Source organism: Streptomyces sp. NPDC032091, assembly GCF_055580265.1.
The window spans coordinates 524,570-540,139 of the sequence record NZ_JBVILR010000002.1 but is presented as its reverse complement, the minus strand read 5'-3'; the positions used below and the strand labels follow the sequence as shown (position 1 = coordinate 540,139).

At 70.0% G+C, this 15,570-nt stretch carries 14 protein-coding genes and 5 pseudogenes; 8 read left to right on the top strand and 11 right to left on the bottom strand.

The features are described from left to right. Positions 1 to 263 precede the first annotated feature (263 nt). Positions 264 to 860 carry a hypothetical protein gene (locus ACZ5NJ_RS05550; RefSeq protein WP_468763039.1) on the top strand — a complete coding sequence of 199 codons (597 nt, stop codon included), beginning with the start codon at positions 264 to 266 and terminating at the stop codon, positions 858 to 860. 192 nt (positions 861 to 1,052) lie between these two features. Here ACZ5NJ_RS05550 and ACZ5NJ_RS05545 read toward each other — a convergent pair. Together ACZ5NJ_RS05545 and ACZ5NJ_RS05540 are read right to left on the bottom strand one after the other, a co-directional pair. Continuing rightward, positions 1,053 to 1,514: pseudogene (locus tag ACZ5NJ_RS05545) on the bottom strand (IS5 family transposase); the annotation flags it as partial. Positions 1,515 to 1,703: 189 nt separating this feature from the next. Next, the gene (locus ACZ5NJ_RS05540; RefSeq protein WP_468763037.1) at positions 1,704 to 2,087 is read right to left on the bottom strand and encodes a hypothetical protein; all 384 of its coding nucleotides are present in this window, start codon (positions 2,085 to 2,087) and stop codon (positions 1,704 to 1,706) included. 72 nt (positions 2,088 to 2,159) lie between these two features. On the opposite strand from ACZ5NJ_RS05540, the pseudogene ACZ5NJ_RS05535 reads away from it, so the two are divergent. After that, a pseudogene (locus tag ACZ5NJ_RS05535) lies at positions 2,160 to 2,665 on the top strand (transposase family protein); the annotation flags it as partial. A gap of 175 nt (positions 2,666 to 2,840) precedes the next feature. On the opposite strand, the gene ACZ5NJ_RS05530 reads toward ACZ5NJ_RS05535, so the two are convergent. Continuing rightward, complete coding sequence (locus ACZ5NJ_RS05530; protein WP_468763035.1) at positions 2,841 to 3,800, bottom strand: alpha/beta hydrolase family protein; 960 nt, start codon at positions 3,798 to 3,800, stop codon at positions 2,841 to 2,843. A gap of 160 nt (positions 3,801 to 3,960) precedes the next feature. Between ACZ5NJ_RS05530 and ACZ5NJ_RS05525 the strand changes: the two genes are divergently transcribed. Further along, complete coding sequence (locus ACZ5NJ_RS05525) at positions 3,961 to 4,560, top strand: TetR/AcrR family transcriptional regulator (RefSeq protein WP_468763033.1); 600 nt, start codon at positions 3,961 to 3,963, stop codon at positions 4,558 to 4,560. 579 nt (positions 4,561 to 5,139) lie between these two features. On the opposite strand, the gene ACZ5NJ_RS05520 is transcribed toward ACZ5NJ_RS05525, so the two are convergent. After that, positions 5,140 to 5,607 (bottom strand): hypothetical protein, encoded by a 468-nt coding sequence (locus tag ACZ5NJ_RS05520; RefSeq protein WP_468763031.1) that lies wholly within the window; start codon positions 5,605 to 5,607, stop codon positions 5,140 to 5,142. Between the two features lie 839 nt (positions 5,608 to 6,446). Between ACZ5NJ_RS05520 and ACZ5NJ_RS05515 the strand changes: the two genes are divergently transcribed. After that, a complete protein-coding gene (locus tag ACZ5NJ_RS05515; RefSeq protein ID WP_468763029.1) occupies positions 6,447 to 6,620 on the top strand; it encodes a CsbD family protein in 174 nt (57 codons plus the stop codon). 274 nt (positions 6,621 to 6,894) lie between these two features. On the opposite strand, the gene ACZ5NJ_RS05510 is transcribed toward ACZ5NJ_RS05515, so the two are convergent. From ACZ5NJ_RS05510 to pdxR, 3 genes and pseudogenes are all read right to left on the bottom strand, one after another. Further along, entirely contained in the window at positions 6,895 to 7,203 is a 309-nt protein-coding gene (locus ACZ5NJ_RS05510; RefSeq protein ID WP_468763027.1) for a hypothetical protein, read from the bottom strand. A gap of 208 nt (positions 7,204 to 7,411) precedes the next feature. Further along, positions 7,412 to 8,233: pseudogene (locus ACZ5NJ_RS05505) on the bottom strand (IS701 family transposase); the annotation flags it as partial. A gap of 41 nt (positions 8,234 to 8,274) precedes the next feature. Further along, a complete protein-coding gene (gene pdxR, locus ACZ5NJ_RS05500; protein ID WP_468763025.1) occupies positions 8,275 to 9,735 on the bottom strand; it encodes a MocR-like pyridoxine biosynthesis transcription factor PdxR in 1,461 nt (486 codons plus the stop codon). Positions 9,736 to 9,865: 130 nt separating this feature from the next. Here pdxR and ACZ5NJ_RS05495 point away from each other — a divergent pair, with 130 nt between their 5' ends. Then, on the top strand, positions 9,866 to 10,141 hold the full coding sequence (locus tag ACZ5NJ_RS05495; protein WP_468763169.1) for a putative quinol monooxygenase: 276 nt from the start codon (positions 9,866 to 9,868) through the stop codon (positions 10,139 to 10,141). Positions 10,142 to 10,374: 233 nt separating this feature from the next. Beyond that, positions 10,375 to 10,491 (top strand): annotated as a pseudogene (locus tag ACZ5NJ_RS05490) (IS5 family transposase); the annotation flags it as partial. A 16-nt stretch (positions 10,492 to 10,507) separates the two neighbouring features. Here the strand turns inward: ACZ5NJ_RS05490 and ACZ5NJ_RS05485 are convergent. The 3 genes and pseudogenes from ACZ5NJ_RS05485 to ACZ5NJ_RS05475 form a co-directional block, all read right to left on the bottom strand. Next, positions 10,508 to 10,927 (bottom strand): hypothetical protein, encoded by a 420-nt coding sequence (locus tag ACZ5NJ_RS05485; protein ID WP_468763023.1) that lies wholly within the window; start codon positions 10,925 to 10,927, stop codon positions 10,508 to 10,510. A 41-nt stretch (positions 10,928 to 10,968) separates the two neighbouring features. Next, a pseudogene (locus ACZ5NJ_RS05480) lies at positions 10,969 to 11,300 on the bottom strand (helix-turn-helix domain-containing protein); the annotation flags it as partial. Between the two features lie 78 nt (positions 11,301 to 11,378). After that, a complete protein-coding gene (locus ACZ5NJ_RS05475) occupies positions 11,379 to 12,257 on the bottom strand; it encodes a sigma-70 family RNA polymerase sigma factor (protein ID WP_468763021.1) in 879 nt (292 codons plus the stop codon). Between the two features lie 79 nt (positions 12,258 to 12,336). On the opposite strand from ACZ5NJ_RS05475, the gene ACZ5NJ_RS05470 reads away from it, so the two are divergent. Next, on the top strand, positions 12,337 to 12,747 hold the full coding sequence (locus ACZ5NJ_RS05470) for a VOC family protein (RefSeq protein WP_468763019.1): 411 nt from the start codon (positions 12,337 to 12,339) through the stop codon (positions 12,745 to 12,747). A gap of 559 nt (positions 12,748 to 13,306) precedes the next feature. On the opposite strand, the gene ACZ5NJ_RS05465 is transcribed toward ACZ5NJ_RS05470, so the two are convergent. Beyond that, positions 13,307 to 14,218 carry a short-chain dehydrogenase/reductase gene (locus ACZ5NJ_RS05465; protein ID WP_468763017.1) on the bottom strand — a complete coding sequence of 304 codons (912 nt, stop codon included), beginning with the start codon at positions 14,216 to 14,218 and terminating at the stop codon, positions 13,307 to 13,309. Positions 14,219 to 14,706: 488 nt separating this feature from the next. Here ACZ5NJ_RS05465 and ACZ5NJ_RS05460 point away from each other — a divergent pair, with 488 nt between their 5' ends. Then, entirely contained in the window at positions 14,707 to 15,294 is a 588-nt protein-coding gene (locus ACZ5NJ_RS05460) for a hypothetical protein (RefSeq protein ID WP_468763015.1), read from the top strand. Positions 15,295 to 15,570 lie beyond the last annotated feature (276 nt).

The following is a 15,570-nucleotide window of genomic DNA, read 5'->3' as shown; positions in this document are numbered from 1 at the left end:
CCCTGCGCGAACTACAGCCAAGGACGAGCTCTTAGTCCGGAAAAGGGCATCCGGTCTCACCGGACTCCTTGCCCGCGAACTTCGCCATCGCGGCCGCGAGATCATAGTCGAGCACCTGCCCGTCCGCCTGCTGCGCGTCCTCAAGACGCCCACCGTCCGGGCCGAGCTGGAGACGGGACGATGATCCGACGCTTCCGCCGCTGCTGCCAGGCTCCGGCGCCCTCGCCCCCGAGGACCAGGCCGTCGTCGACCAGTTCCGCGCGATGCTTGCCGCCGTACGCTCCCCGGAGCCGTGGACGCCCGGCAGTGGCCAGGACGTCGCCGTGCGCATCGGCCCGCATATCGAGCGGGCCCACCCCCGGCCCGGCGACGACCACGGCACCGAAGTGATCGCCGTCGCCCTGGTCCACCCCGACACCGGTCACGCCGCGGCCTACCTCCACGGCCACCAGCTCGGCTACACCGACCGCGGCTGCCTGCGCTGCGAAACGACCGCGATCCTCGGAGCCTGGCAGCCGGCCTGCGCGATGCTCACCCACGCCGCCGCGAACCTCCCCCTCCCCGACGACCTCGGCATGGCCACCGCCCACTACGGCGTCCACGTCCAAGCCCGCCGCCCCGACGGCACCGGCTACACCTTGCTGAGCCTGGGGCCCTACGCCCAGACCTGGCACGCGTCCCGCGACGCCGACCGCCTCAACACCGCGTTGGCCGGCCGCGCCGCCACCGTGACCCCCGGCTACGCCGTCACCGCGCAGAACGCCGCGCTCGACGTCAGCGACCATGACAGCTACACCGACCTGCACGACGCCGACGTCACCGGGCTCCTCCCTGCCGCCGTCGCGAGGGTGAGCGCGTGACCACCACCAACCTCAACGAGATTGCAACCAGCGAGGACGACGGCACCCTGCACCCGCCTCACTCCGTCGTCGGGCGTCCCCCACCCTGACCACGCGCACCCGCGATGGCGGCCTGACAGTCGAAGGCCTGCTCCCCCGTGATCACTGGGGAGCAGGGCCTTTCTGTGTTTCCGGCGACGGTTGGGTCCTCTAGCGAGTGGCCAGGCCGCGCCACTGCTTTAGCTTGTTGATGCAGCGCTCGACGGTGTTGCGCTGTTTGTAAACCTCTCGGTCGAAGGTCGGCGGGCGACCACCCCGGTGCCGCTTGCGGTTGGCGGCCTGGTCGGCGGGCTGCGGGATCACCGCCCGGATGCCGCGTCGTCGCAGGTGGCGGCGGATCGCCCGGGACGAGGAGACCTTGTCGGCCAGGACCACGTCCGGCGTGGTCCTGGGACGGCCGAACCGCCAGCGAACCCGTAAGCGGGCCATGACCTGCTCGAATGCGGGTGCGTCACAGGCCTGGCCAGGCGTGATGCGGAACGCCAGCGGCCGGCAGCGACTGTCGGCGGGGAGGTGGATCTTCGTGGTCAGTCCGCCGCGGGAGCGTCCGTGGGCATGGTCGGCCGGCTCGCTGGCCGGAGCCCCTTTTGACGGGCCCCGGCGGCGTGCACCACTTCGCCAGGCGGAGCCCAACGACTGAGCGACTTGGGGTGGACTGCCCTGAGTCGCTGCGATAAAGCCGCAGTTCAGCGGGCATCTAGCTCCCCATCAGCGACTGAAGCGACTCAACGACGGACATAGCCTAAGGACTGTCCCGTAACTGCGGCCGGAGTGAGGTGTCGACTGTCTGGCCACTCCCCAACGTCAACCGAAGATGAGTTCGACATCCTTGTCTACGCAGAAACGTAGGACGACCGCCAGCTGCTGAGCGTCCTGGATGAGACGCTGGAGGAGTGGTTCATTGGGCTCCTCCTGCCATTCGCCGGTGATCGCTCGCAGGCGGGGCAGCATCGCAGCGCAGTCGGTAGCAGAGAGGGCGTCACCACCGACATCAGGGTGATCGAGGAGTGGCTCCAGGGTGGTAGAGGTGTCGCTCCACGGCCGGTCGCCCCCAAAGCCCGACATCTCCGGGAGGCTGAACCCCTCGGCCCGTGCGAGCCGTTCCCGGAAGTCGTTGAAGCGGATGCAGGACCATGTGACGTCCGGACTGCTGTTGTCTCCGTCCGCAGGAAACAGGATCAAGCCCACGTGGCCTCCTCGTTTGCGAAGTGGACAAGATCGGCCAGAACGAGGGGCGTCGGCAACTGGAATGATCGCGGGGTGGCTGGTGTGATCACGGCGTCGGACCCGTCCTGGATAGCCCCGTTCACCGGGCTCAGCCCGCGAGTCTTCGGGAAGCTGGTGACGGTTCTGCGGCGCGAGGGTGCGGACGCGGTCCGCAGGGACGGCCGTGAAGCCTTCCGTTGGAGGACCGGGCTCTGCTGGTCGTGGCGTACTGGCGCACGAACCTGACCATGCGGCAGCTCGCGCCGCCGTTCGGTGTGTCGAAGTCGGCGGCGGACCGGATCATCGACCACCTGGGGCCGATGTTTGCGCTCCAGCCGCGCAAGCGGTTCGCCAGGGACGCCGTGCTCATCGTGGACGGCACCCTGGTCCCCACCCGTGACCACACCATCGCCGAGCGGTCGAAGAACTATCGGTATTCCACCAACCACCAGGTCGTCATCGACGCCGACACCCGCCGGGTCGTCGTGGTCGGCAAAACCCTCACGATCGCCGACGGCGGCTACCCGGGAACCGGACTCGTCATCCCACACTGCCGCAAGCCCGCAGGGCCCCGAGAATAAACGACTCCGCCAAGTACCGCACCCTGCCACCCTACGGCGCCTCATTCTGCCGACAGGGCTTGACGATCAATAGGAGCATCAGCAGCCGGCCGGCCCTCCATCCGAGAGGCCGGCCGGCCGGTGAGCCCCGGCCCGACTGGGCGGCCTTCCCGGCCTACTTGGATTCGACGCGTCCGACGGGGTCGGAGTCGGCCGTCAGCGCGGCGCGCGCCGTCTGCCAGGCGGGGTCCTCGGGGTGGAACGCGCTGCGCAGGTAGGCCCAGGCGAGGTGGGCTAGGGCGGCGACCCGCTCGGGGTTCTCGTCGGTGGTCTCGGCGACGTCATATCCGGAGACCCCGCCGAGCCCGTGCTCCGCGCCGAACAGGGTGAGCAAGGACTTGGGGCCCGGGGCGAGGGTGTACGGGTCGGTGTGCCAGTCCGGGCCGCTGACCGTCAGGAAGGCGGAGTCGTCCTTGTCGCCGGCGACCACGAGTGCGGGGGTGGTCATCGTGGAGAAGTCGGTGGTCAGGAAGAAGGGGTAGTTCTCGACGGTGAACCCGGTGAGGGCGTCGCCGCCCCGGCCGGGCGCGGCGAGCAGCACGCCCGCCTTGATCCGCGCATCGGACAGGTCCACTGCGGTTCCGTCGTGGGGATCGGTGAGGCGGGCGCCGAGCAGCAGGCTCGCGGTGTGCCCGCCCATGGAGTGCCCGGTGACGGCGATCCGGCTCCGGTCGAGACGTCCGGCGAGCTGCGGAACGGCTTCCTCGATGGCGTCGAGCTGGTCGAGGACGCGCGTCATGTCCTCCGCCCGGGTGCGCCACTGTGCGGCGGCGGCGGAGGTTTCGGGGTCCAGGCTCAGCGCCCTGGAGTCCAGGTGGGTGGGCTGGATCACGACGAAGCCCCGTGCGGCCCAGAAGTTGGCGAGCGGGGCGTAGCCGTTCAGCGAGGAGAGATTATTGGAGAAGCCGAGGCCGTGGGAGAGGAGGATGACCGGCAGCTCGCTCCCGGTCACCGGAGCGGAGACACGCACCTGGAGGTCCATGGCTCGGCCGGGGGCCGGCAGCACCACCGGGCTGACGGAGAGGACGGGGGTGGGCGACTGGAGGGTGTGGGCTGTGTAAGCAGGTGCACTCATGAGGAGCATGCCCTTCGAGGACCCCCGCCGCCTGGCCGTGTACGGCGGCGGCGGGCATGGCGGAGTGCCCGCAGTCAGCTAATCTGAAAGCGGATCGCTGTTCCGATTAACATATGGAACGCTGATCCGTTTCGTCAACGGCCGCCGGAAGGAGAGTGTGGTGCCCGCAGCAGGCCCGGCCGAGGGAGCGTCCGCTCGGAGCAAGCGAGCAGACGCGGTACGCAACCAGCAGACGCTGCTCGACGCCGCAGCGGAGGTGTTCGCGACCTCGGGGATCGACGCACCGATCCGCCAGATCGCAGCTCGGGCGGGTGTCGGGCTGGGGACGCTCTACCGACACTTCCCCACCCGGGCGGACTTGGTCACCGCCGTCTATCACCATCAGATCGAGGCCTGCGCCGAAGCCGGCCCGAAACTGCTGGCCGATGCCGCCTCCCCGTTCGACGCGCTGCGCCAGTGGGTCGGCCTCTTCACCGACTTCCTGGTCACCAAGCACGGACTCGCCGACGCTCTCCAGTCCGACAGCGACCGCTTCGCCACGCTGCACACCCACTTCCTCGACCGGCTGATGCCCGTCTGCGCCCATCTGCTCGATGCCGCCGTCGAGGCCGACGAGATCAGGCCCGGCATACAGCCCTACGAACTCATGCGCGGCATCGGCAATCTCTGCATCGGGCACGACAGCGACCCCCTCTACGACCCTCGACGGTTGATCGAACTACTCCTCCAAGGGCTGCAACCTCATAAACACCAGCTGTGAGAGTTCCGCGAGGCGTTTCCGAGAGACTCCCGCCATGGGCCTGTCCCCGCCGAGGGAGACGAGGAGGCCGGCGCGAACCAGGCGCCCGACCGTGAAGCCGTCACCGGCATTGGCAGCTGGGCCGCCGCCTCCGCCTCGTCCGACTTCACGCGCCCAGCGCACCATCGTTCCACCGAGGACAGCCGATCAGTGATCAACTCGACGGGGGGAAGAGACATGTTGAAGAACACCGCCGGGTACTCGCGGCCCTGTCCCTGGCCGACGTGGCCGTCCAGGACCTGAACTACTACGAACAGGGGTGGAGCGACTTCTACCAGCTCGGCACCACCGGACAGGCTCAGCCCATGGAAGCCGTGAAGCAGTAGAGCCGCAGACCGGAGCCGGGACTGCCCATCGGCCGGCCCCCTTCCGGCCGGTGCCCGCTTCCGCTCCCCCGCTGTCGAAGCGGCTCATGCTGCTCGACGCGGCGCCGGCCCTTGCCGGCGCCGCGTCGGGAACCGGGACGTTCCAGAACTGTCGGCGGCCTCCGGCGACACGTAAGCCGGCCCCGTGCCGTAGCCCGGCTGATGCCGCCGTGTGTCAGGTGGGCTGGGGGACGCCGAGGTCGGCGCGGGCTTGTTCGTGGTAGCGGTTGATCAGTTCGATGAGCCTGCGCCCGCTTTCGGCGTCCGCCGCTCCCGGGTCGCGGGCTGTGCCCAGCTCCCGCCACAGGACGAGGTTCACCTGGTGGGCGGCGTCGATCGCGGCGGGTGAGGCAAGGAGGGCAAGGGTTTCGAAGAGGACGCTCCGTCTCAGTTCGGCGGCCTCCATAGCGGCGAGGTGTTCACGTCGTTCGTCGGTGCCTTCCGCGGCCAGCCGAGCTCGTTTGGCGGTGCTGGATATCTCCTTCACGCATGCCGCGTACTCGATGTAGGTGGTGAGTTTGCGCTCATCCCACCGTGTCGCCATGGCCCGTTGGTGGCGGGTGCGCTCGGCCATGGTCGTCGCCAGGAAGGAGGTCAGGGCGCCGATGAGGACGCCGGCGAGCGTCACGAGCTGACTGATCATGAAGGGCAACTCTTGCCCCGACCGGCCGTGAGATCAAGCTCGTCGAGCGTGCAGGTACGGCGCCGGGGGCGTTCCGTCGGTCGCTGCGGACGACGTTGCGCCCTATCCCCCGGCCACGGCCGCGTCTCACCACACCAGCGAGGCCGGCCGGCCGCCGGCCAACTCGACATGCACGCGCCCAGGCGCCCGGCCCGTCCCCAGCCCGCCCCGAACGCCCACCCGCTCCACCACACAGCAACCCGCCGACGAACCCCCCGCTCCCGCGACCGTGCTCACCCCGAATGGGCCTGCCGCCGACGCTCAGACCCCGCCGCCTGAAGACGTCGATCATCTGCGGCGCGCCACCCCGCCGGCCCGGCTTGACCGGCATTCGTGAGATCACTCCGCCCCATGCTGGGATCACGACGCTACGCCTCCTGCCCGCCAAGTGAACACCTGGCGTAGCGATCCGTGCGTAGCACGAAAACTGACGCGTCGAGACGACCGGGCGCACCGCGGGGCCGGCCGCAGCCGCCTACTCCGGCGGCCAGGATCCGGAGGACAAAACCGTACCGCTCAGAGTACGCGGCTGGGCCCCTTGACTGGTTGCGGCCCGGAAGCTGCGGGTCGGTCAGGAGGTGGAGCGGCTCGCCCCCGTGGCCCGGACCCGAGGCCTGCGCCGCTTGGCTGACCATGGCCGCCCAGACCCCTCCCGGCCCAGAACCGTACGGACTTTCGGCCCTCGGCCTGCCCGGCCCCAGCCCCACCGACGCGGCACGACAGATGACCCAGGTTTGCCTGTCGCGGATGTGAGCAGGAGAGCGGTCACGACCGATCCGGTACAACACGAGGAGGTCCCCATGTCGGGCACCGAGAAGACCAAGGCCACTGCCGAGCAGGCCAAGGGCAAGACGAAGGAAGCCCTCGGCCGCATGACCGGCAACGAGCGGATGACCGCCGAAGGCCGCACCGAACAGACCAAGGGTGACGCCCGTCAGGCCAAGGAAAAGACCAAGGACACCTTCCGCCACTGACCGCGGACACACATCCGGTACACGGTGCGGCGGCCCCCGACCCACTCCCCCGGGTCGGGGGCCGCATCACGCCCCCACCCCCCCGGCGGGCCGGCGACCGGACCGACCACCACGCATCGGCGAGAACTCCCCACCGGCCTCAACCCGCCCAGACGACCGATCGGGAACCTGAACTCGCTGTTCGGGATGCACATCCAGCCCTGCACGACGGGAGTGATCGACGAGATCCTGGCCAACCACCGCGACGACTTCAAACGGGCAGCGTGACGACGGATCATTTCGAGCTTGAGCGGAGGTAACGACAGGCCACACCGTCGTCGGGGTCACCAACCGTGACGAACAGGACGGTGGTACTGCCGTCCTTGCCCGACTCGACTTCGTAGCCGTCCAAACCCAGGGTCAGCGACAGTCGATGCGGGACGGTATCGCCCCCAGCGGGACCGAGCTTCCAGGAGCCGTCGCCGTCCACGGTCTTGGTCACCTTCGAACCGTCGCTGTCGACGGGAAGGCCGGTGACCCGCGCGGAGTGGTCCGCGTTGATCGTCAAGGTCGCCGGGCAGTTGGTACCGTTCCAGGTCCCCACGACCCGACTGTCGGTCAGCGGCATCGTGTCCCACGCCAAGCTCCCGTCCAGAAGGCTGCATCCACTGATCAGCAGGCCGCAGGAAAGGGCCGTGGCAGCGAGAGCGAGGGGTCGGCGGGGGGATCTCACGTATGTTCTATTCCGTTCGGATCAGGAGCGAGCGGCGCTCGTAGATCATCGTGCCAAGTGCCGACGTCGCACAAGGCTTGAGCCGGATCCGCAGGAGCACGAAGTGCCAGCTCAGGGCCGCTTTCGAGCCCTGGCGCCAGACCAGCGCCCGTCCGTGTGCACGTCCGGCGGCCAGCACGTGCTCACGCGGGCAGACCGGCCGGGTGCGGTAGCGCGGAAGCGGCCGAGGCCCCAGACCGCCGTAGGCAGGCTGGTGCGGTTCGGCGTCCTCACCATGGGCGGTCATCTCGCCTCTCACCTGCAGGACGTAGCCCAGACCGCGGGTCTTCCAGACCGTGGCGGAAGTCCGCGTGCACGCCGTAACCCGCGTCCGCGACCAGGGCACCGGGCCGAAGCCCGATGCCGGCGAGCTCGTCAGGCATGTCCAGCGCGAGCCGCCATTTCGGCTGGTGATGCTCGCCCTCGGGGATCCGGCAGGCCTTCCGGCGGTCGGCCGCGTCCGGACCGTCCCAGGACTCGGGCTGGAACAGGCGCCAGGACAGCGGACACGAGGCAGTGTCCGAGGCGGCGTGGACACTGACCCCGATCTGGCAGTTGCCGCCCTTGTCCAAGGTGCCGGAGTACTGCCGGGCCACCCCGGCCGAGGAACGGCCGTCTCTGGGGAAGCCGGTGTCATCCACCACCCACACCTGCGGCTGCACCGCCCGCTGCTGCAACTGCTGGTGATCGACACCGAGGCGCTCGGCCATCGGCTGCATCGACTTGCGACGGCCGTTCAGCAGCAGCCCTCGCATGTACAAGGCGCCCTTCTCACGCTGGTCCCGACGCACCAACGGTGCGAACACCTCGGACGCGATCTCCTCCAACCGGCCCCGCACCGCCGCAAGTCCCCAGCCCTCATACAGCCAGCGAACTACCGCACACCCGGCGTGACAAGACCAGCTAACAAAGCACTGCTAGCCGGTCACCCCCGAGCGCCGAAGTCGGTGGCTGGTCGAGGAGGACCTCCGCGATCTGTTCGGCTGCCCACTGCGCGCGGCTCGGGGCGAGTCGGCCGTAGCCGATGACCAGGGCCGGCGGTTGGCGTCGGGTGGTGTATCCGGAGAGGGCGGCGGTGGCGATGCCGCGGTCTGCGAGGTGTTCGACGATCATGTGGTCCTCGAGTCCGGGGGGCAGGGGGACCAACAGGTGCAGGCCGGCGGCGATGCCGCGGACCGGGCCGCAGTCGCGGATTACGGCATGGCTGCCCAGCGCGGTCACGAGGGCGTCGCGGCGGGCCCTGTACGTCTTGCGCACGCGGCGTAGGTGCTTGTCGTAGCCGCCGGTGCCGGCGAGCCTGGCGAAGGTGAGCTGGTCCAGGGTGCTGGGGCCGGCGGCTGCGGTGTCGAGGGCGTCGAGCAGCGGTTGGCGCAGCGCCGGCGGTGGGACCATCCAGCCCAGACGCAGTCCGGGATGCAGGGTCTTGCTGACCGAGCCCAGGTAGACGACGAGGTTGCGGTCGAGGCCGGCCAGCGCGCCGACGGGTCTGCGGTCGTAGCGGAACTCGGCGTCGTAGTCGTCTTCGACGATGACGGAGGAGCGCTGCACGGCCCAGGCGAGCAAAGCCCTCCGGCGTGCGGGGGACAGGGCCGCGCCGGTGGGGAACTGATGGGCCGGTGCACACAGCACCGCCCGGACATCTGTTCGAGTCAGCGCCTCGACGTCGAGGCCCTCGGCGTCCACGGCGACCGGCACGGTGGGCAGGCCGGCGGCGGCCGCGACCCGGTGCAGACGGGGCCAGCCGGGGTCCTCGACAGCCAGGTGCGGGACCCCGCGTGCGGCCAGGACCCGCGCGACGAGCGACACTCCGTGGGAGGTACCGCAGGTGATGAGTACCTCGTCAGCCTCGACCGCCAGTCCGCGTACCCGGCTCAGATGGGCGGCAACGACCTCCCGCAACCGCTGCGCCCCCGCTGCCTGCGGAAAGACCGATGGTTCCCAGTCGGCGCCGGCGAGGACGTGGTGCAGGGACCGGGTCCACGCCGGTGCAGGGAATGCGGCCACGTCCGGTGTGCCCGGCCGGAGGTCGGCCACCACCGGCAGAGCGGAAGGGGCCCGCCGGGTCGTCGGTGCCCGGTCCGGGTTGGGCCTGGTGGGATGGGCCGTGACGCGCGTGCCGGAGCCCTGCCGCGTCTGCAGTTGGCCCTCGGCGGCGAGCTGGGTGTAGGCCTCGTTGACGACCCATCGGGAGCAGCCGAGTTCGGCGGCCAGCGCGCGGCTCGGGGGGAGCAGGTGACCCGGTCCCAGGCGGCCCTCCGCGATGGCGGTCCTGATCCCACTCGTCAAGCGCTCGTACAGCGACCCACCGTCCTCGGACAGTTCGATGAGGAGGCCGCTGGCCCGATTGGTTCGGTCATTGTCCATGAAAGAGGACTGTATAGCCGGACTACTTGCCCCTAGCGTCGTCTTGTGCAGCTGGTGGCAACGGGTCACCGCGCCATGAACAGGAACACCCACCCTGATGACGAACATCGAATCTGACGCATTGTCAGTCGTGGCTCAGCTGCGGGCCAAGCCCGGCAAGGAGCAGGCTCTGCACCAGGCACTCACAGCGCTCGTGGCGCCCACGTCGCGCGAGCCGGGCTGCGTCACCTACGACCTGCACGTGGACGTGGACGACCCCGCCTCGTTCTGCTTGTACGAGATCTGGCGCAGCCGCGCCGACCACGCCGCGAACCTCCAGACCGCCCACCTCCAGGACTTCGCAGCCCGGATGGACGACCTCCTCGACGGCGAGCTTCGCGTCAGTCTTCTGCGCCACATCGCCTGAGTCCGCCCGTTCGACGGGCGAGACGTCACACACGGCCGTATCGACCCCAGCAGTTCGTCGGAGAAGCTGCCCGGCCGGCGGGCGCCTGGCCGTGCCGGTGAAACCGGCGGGCGTTACACGGCGCATCGAGCGGGTCCTCCCGGGTCGAGGCCCGCTGCCGGCAATCGGCACCCCGCGGACGGACGAGATCGCGGGGGCGCCGGGAGTTCGGCACCGAGATCGTCGACCAGGTCCCGGTCGAGTGCGGCATCAACCGCCTCAAGCGTCACCGGGCAGTGGCCACCCGCTACGACAAGCTCGCGGTCCGCTTTGAAGCCACGGTCCTCTTCGCGGCCATCAACGAGTGGTTGCGATCAGTACACGTCTCTACAGCTCGTAGTCCTGGGCCAGCTCCTCCCAGCGAATGCTGCGAAGCGCAAGGTCAGCATCCTCACCGGCTGGTACCTCCGGTGCCGACTGGAACCAGGCGACGACGAGGGTCGAACCGTCCATCGCTGGGTCGAGCGCCGTGGAGCCGAAGACACCGATGCAAGCCACGGAAGGCAGCACCTCAACGGGACCGAAGGCGCCAGCGGTCTCCTCCGGGTACTCACGGGAGGGCGCAACGAGATGGACCGGCGTGGAGGGAAACGCGCGTTCGGCCTGCCGCTGGAGCCAACTGACCTTCAGATCGTTGATGCGCTTGCACGGGTAGCCCTCCAGCATCCCGCCGTAGGTCGAAGACATCCGCAGCTCGGTGAGCCGGATCGAACGGCCGGACGGGAGGACTATGTGACCCAGTGACATGCCGACACTCTATGCGCACGATTCATTTCCGATACACGCTTTTTCATGCGGGCGAAGGTGTGCTCGACGCGGGCCCGAGCGCGTCGGTGTTCGGCGTTGTCCTCCTCCTGCCCGCGGAGGAGGGGCCGTCCGGCCCTTCTGCGGTGCGGGACGATCAGCCCGGTGCCCAGGTAGGCGCCGTCAGCGAGCACCGTCGTCCCGGCCGCGGGGCCGGCTCCAGTGCGAGCAGCGGCCCCAGCCGCTGGATGACCCGGCAGACGGTGGCCGAAGAGATCCCGAAGAGCGGGGCGAGCTGCCGCATCGTGAGGTTGGTGCGGTAGTAGACCGACACCAGCAGGACACGGTCGACCAGCGGCAAACGCCACGGCCGGCCGCCTCCGGGCCCGTTTCCGCCCGTCGGAGGCGGGCGGCGCCCTGGTCAAGCGTCACGGGGGCAGCGTGACACAGCTGCTCACGCCGGGTCCGGAAGGTTCATCCGCGCGAGCTTGGCCGGGTCGACCACGACGCCGATGGCGGTGATACGGCCGTCTGTGACAGTGAACGCGAGGACGGAGAGGGGGGTCCCGTCCGCGTGCCAGGAGACAACTCCGGGAAGGCCGCCCACGAGGGCTGCCCGGCCCAGCGTGGCCGCGCTGGCGGCCAGCCGCGCGCCGGCGGCGACCTTGGTGGCGCCGAGGGTGACAACCAAGCCGCCTGGAGTGTCGACGGCGAGCCGCACCTCGGGGTCGAGCATGCGTAGCAGACCCTCGAAGTCTCCACGGCGGGCGGCCGCCAGGAAGGCGGAAACCACGTGGCGCCGCTCCCGGTGTGCGCTGGCAGGCTGCTCGGTTGCCTGGACCTTTCTGCGGGCTCGGCTGGCCAGCATCTTTGCTGCGTCCGTGGATTTGCCGAGGATGCTGCCGATCTCGTCGAAGGGCACCGCGAACAGGTCGTGCAGCACGAACGCCAGCCGCTCGCTGGGCCGAAGCGATTCGAGCACGACGAGGAGCGCGAGTCCGACCAAGTCGGCGAGCACCGCGTCGTCGTCCGGGGCAGGAGCGTCGTCGAGCGTCACCGCGAGATCGGGCAGACGGTCGTCCAGGGATGCCTCGGGGCGGGCCTGGCGCGACCTGAGGACGTCAAGGCTGATCCGGCCGACCACGGTGGTAAGCCAGCCAGCGAGGTTTTCGATCGTGGTCGTGTCCTGGCGGGAGAGCCGCAGCCAGGCTTCCTGGACGACGTCCTCGGCGTCGGCATGCGATCCGAGCACGCGGTGGGCGACCGCACGCAGCCGGTCGCGCTGGACTTCGAACGCCTGGGCCACCGGGTCCGCCGCGCCAGTCTCGAACATCTTGTTACCTTCCCTGAATCCGCTCCGTCATGTGGGATGACGGGCCCGAGGGGGCTCAGGTAACCGCTGGAGGAGCACCATGCTGACGAACATCATGTACGTGACGCTCTATGTCACCGATCAGGAGCGCGCGCTGAGGTTCTACACCGACCAGCTCGGCCTGGAGAAGCGCGTCGACTATCCGGGGCCTGACGGACGCTTCCTCACCATAAGCGTCCCCGGCAGCCCGCTCGAAATCATCCTCTGGCCACACCCCACGGCCGGCGCGCAACCGGCCGAGCTTCAGCCCGGCGCCACCCCCGGCCCTGTCTTCCTTGAGTCGGACGACCTGCGCGCAGACTTTGAGGTTCTCCGGGACCGCGGGGTCACGTTCGACCAGCCCGAACCGGAGGACTACGGGTACGGGGTCCGCATTGAGGCAGTGGACCCCGACGGCAACCGGATCTCGCTGCGCCAGCGCGCCGCCTGGCAGAGCCGTGGCGATGGCTGACGGCGGGGAGACCCGGCGTGGCTGGCGCCGTCCGACTCCGGCCATGCCGGGCTCAGAACAACGACTGGGAGAGGCCAACGGTGTTGACCACAGACCCGGGCGGACGAGGTACTCCGCCATGCCGGTGACGACCTGTTCTGCGGTCCGGACGAGGCAGTGCGCAGGGTTGCCGAGGTGGGTGCCACTCTGGCGGATTCAGATCTGGCCGCCGCCGTCGAAGAAGGCATTGCAGGTGGTGCCACCGTGGTGATGTCGGCGCAACCCACGCCGAACGGCCACCGGGCGGTGCTGCGGCACCCTCACGGCGGCGTGTACGAACGTGTACGAAACGTCGGCCCCTGAGACCTTCAGCCCTTGCCGCTCCAGCACCTCCTCGGTGACAACGACATCGGCCGGAGTGAGCAGCGGAGCGGCGGGTCGAGGCCTGCCGGGAGACGGCAGATCGAACTGGCCGAGCAGGAGGCTGAAGGGGGTGGTCCGGCGGTGGTGTACACCGCGGCCTGTGCGAGGTAGTCCTGTTCGACGGCCCGGCCCCAGGCGCGGACGCGCCCCGTGCCGGTCAGGTCTGGGGCGGAGCCACCGGCCGAACCGGCAGCGCCGCGCCGCGCGCCCGCAGGTCGGCGGCACCGCCCGCGCCGAGCACCCCGGTGGTCCGCTCCAGCTCCTCGGACGGCAGCGCCGACAACGACCGCCGTGCCACCGCCGACACCACCATCGGCAGCACCGGACGTAGGGGTTGTACCAGACGCAGCCACGGTGGGGCGTAGACGCTGACCGCGCGCCGTTCCACCCCGCGCACCAGCCATCCGGCGACCCGCTCGGGACTGTGCACGCGGCGGGCGGGCGCGGGCTGATGGGAACGCAGGGCCCGCAGCACCGGGTGGTCGTCGAGGGCCGCGATCATGTCGGTGCCGGTCCAGTGCAGGTACGCGATGCCGACCCCCACGCCCGCCGGACGCACCTCGGTACGCAGGGCCTGGGCGAACGACTCCACGCCCGCCTTCGACGCGCAATAGGCGCTCATCAGCGGCGCCGAACCGAACGCGGCGGTGGATGCCACCTGAAGAAAGTACCCCCCGGTGGAGGTGAGTTGGGGCAGGAAGACGCGGGCGGTGTTCGCGCTCCCGATCAGGTTGACCTCGACCACCCGGTCGAACAGCGATGCCTCGCACGTGGCGAACGGGCCCGCGGCGGCGATCCCCGCGTTGGCGATCACCACCGAGGCGGCCCCCATCCGTGCGCCGACGCAGCGGGCCGCGCCCTGGAGCGCCGCCTCGTCGGTGACGTCGACCTCGAAGCAGTGCGCCTCGGTCGGCAGCCCGGCCGCGACCTGGCGCAGCGAGTCAAACTCCCGGCCCAGCAGTGCCAGCCGCATGCCCCGCAGGGCCAGCCGGCGTGCCACCGCCGCTCCCACACCGCGAGCAGCCCCGGTGACCACCGCGATCCGCGCGTACGATCCGCCCTCAGCCATGACCGCCTCCAGGCCCGCCCTTACGACCCGCGCCGCACCGCGCACCCGCACAGTCGACCACGCCCCCGCCCGACCCGCCCGCCACCGCCAGCCATGAGGGTGACGGCACCTGAAGTAGCCGAGGCAGGTGCCGTCGGGGTCGTGGTGGCTCTGTCGGCTGAGACCGTCGGTGCGTCCAGAACAGAAGGTGGCGTGCGTGCGTTGCGGGGCACTTCAGCCGAAAGACGGCACACGGCATTCCTCCAGCGGAGTCAGGCCACTCCCGCGCCTATGCTCCGTGCCGGCTCGGCGCCGGGGACGGAGCAGCTTCGGGGGTGGCCGGCGTTTTGGGCGGGGGTCCTCGAAGACCGTAGTGTCTGATCATGACCATGTCGTCTTTCCCCAGCCCGCCCGACACGTCCGGGACCTCGCAGCAGTCGCACGCGGACCCGGGGGCAGACGGCCCTGTGGGTAGGCGGAGGGGCAGGAGGACGGTACTGATCGTCGCCGTGTCGGTCGTGGGCCTCCTCGCCGCGGGATTCGGGGTGCGGTGGATGGCGAGCGGGCCGGACGAGTACCGGCTCTCCATGCCCGACACCTTGCTCGGTGGCTCCTACCAGCGGTCTGAGGACGGTCCGCCGAGTTCGAAGGACGATGCACCCACGGGGACTTCCGGCACCGCTGCCGGGGAGCCCGCCCGCGTCACCGCCCAGTACGAGAAGGGCTCGGCGGGTACCCGAGAGGTCCTCATGGTGACGGGAGCGTACGGCCACTTCACGACCCCCCATGACAAATCCCGCACGGCCCTGCTGTCGGGAGCCTCCGCGCCGACCGAGGCACAAGCGCCTGTCCCGCCCAAGGACATCACCCCGCCGGGCAGCGACATCACGGTGAGCTGCCAGGTTCTCACCCGGCCCGGCGACGATGACGTCCGGGTCGACATGCCCATGTGCGCATGGTCCGACAGGAACACCATGGCCCTGGTGGCGCTGGTGACCCCGGACGGCCCGCAGCCGGCTCCGGAGAGCATCGATCTGGACCGGCTCGCCGCCATGACGCTGCAGGTACGGTCGGAGGCCCGTCAGCCGGCCGGTTGATCTGCGGCGTGAACCGTCACCACAGCTTGTCGACGTCCCCGGGACGCAGCTCGATGCGGCAGTGCTGAGACGTCGTCCACGCCTTGCGGCCCCGCTACCGAGAAGAAGTCCGACATCGCTGTCCACCCGCAGTCGGCAAACCACTCGCCCCCATCTCCCTGCGGTCGGCCATGCCCTACTGGAGAGCGAGCCTGTCCAAACGCTGTGGTCCAGTCCGTGCCGATGGCATTCTGCGCCGCGGTGAGCTGCACCTTGCCCGAGCAGACCGCCTTGGAC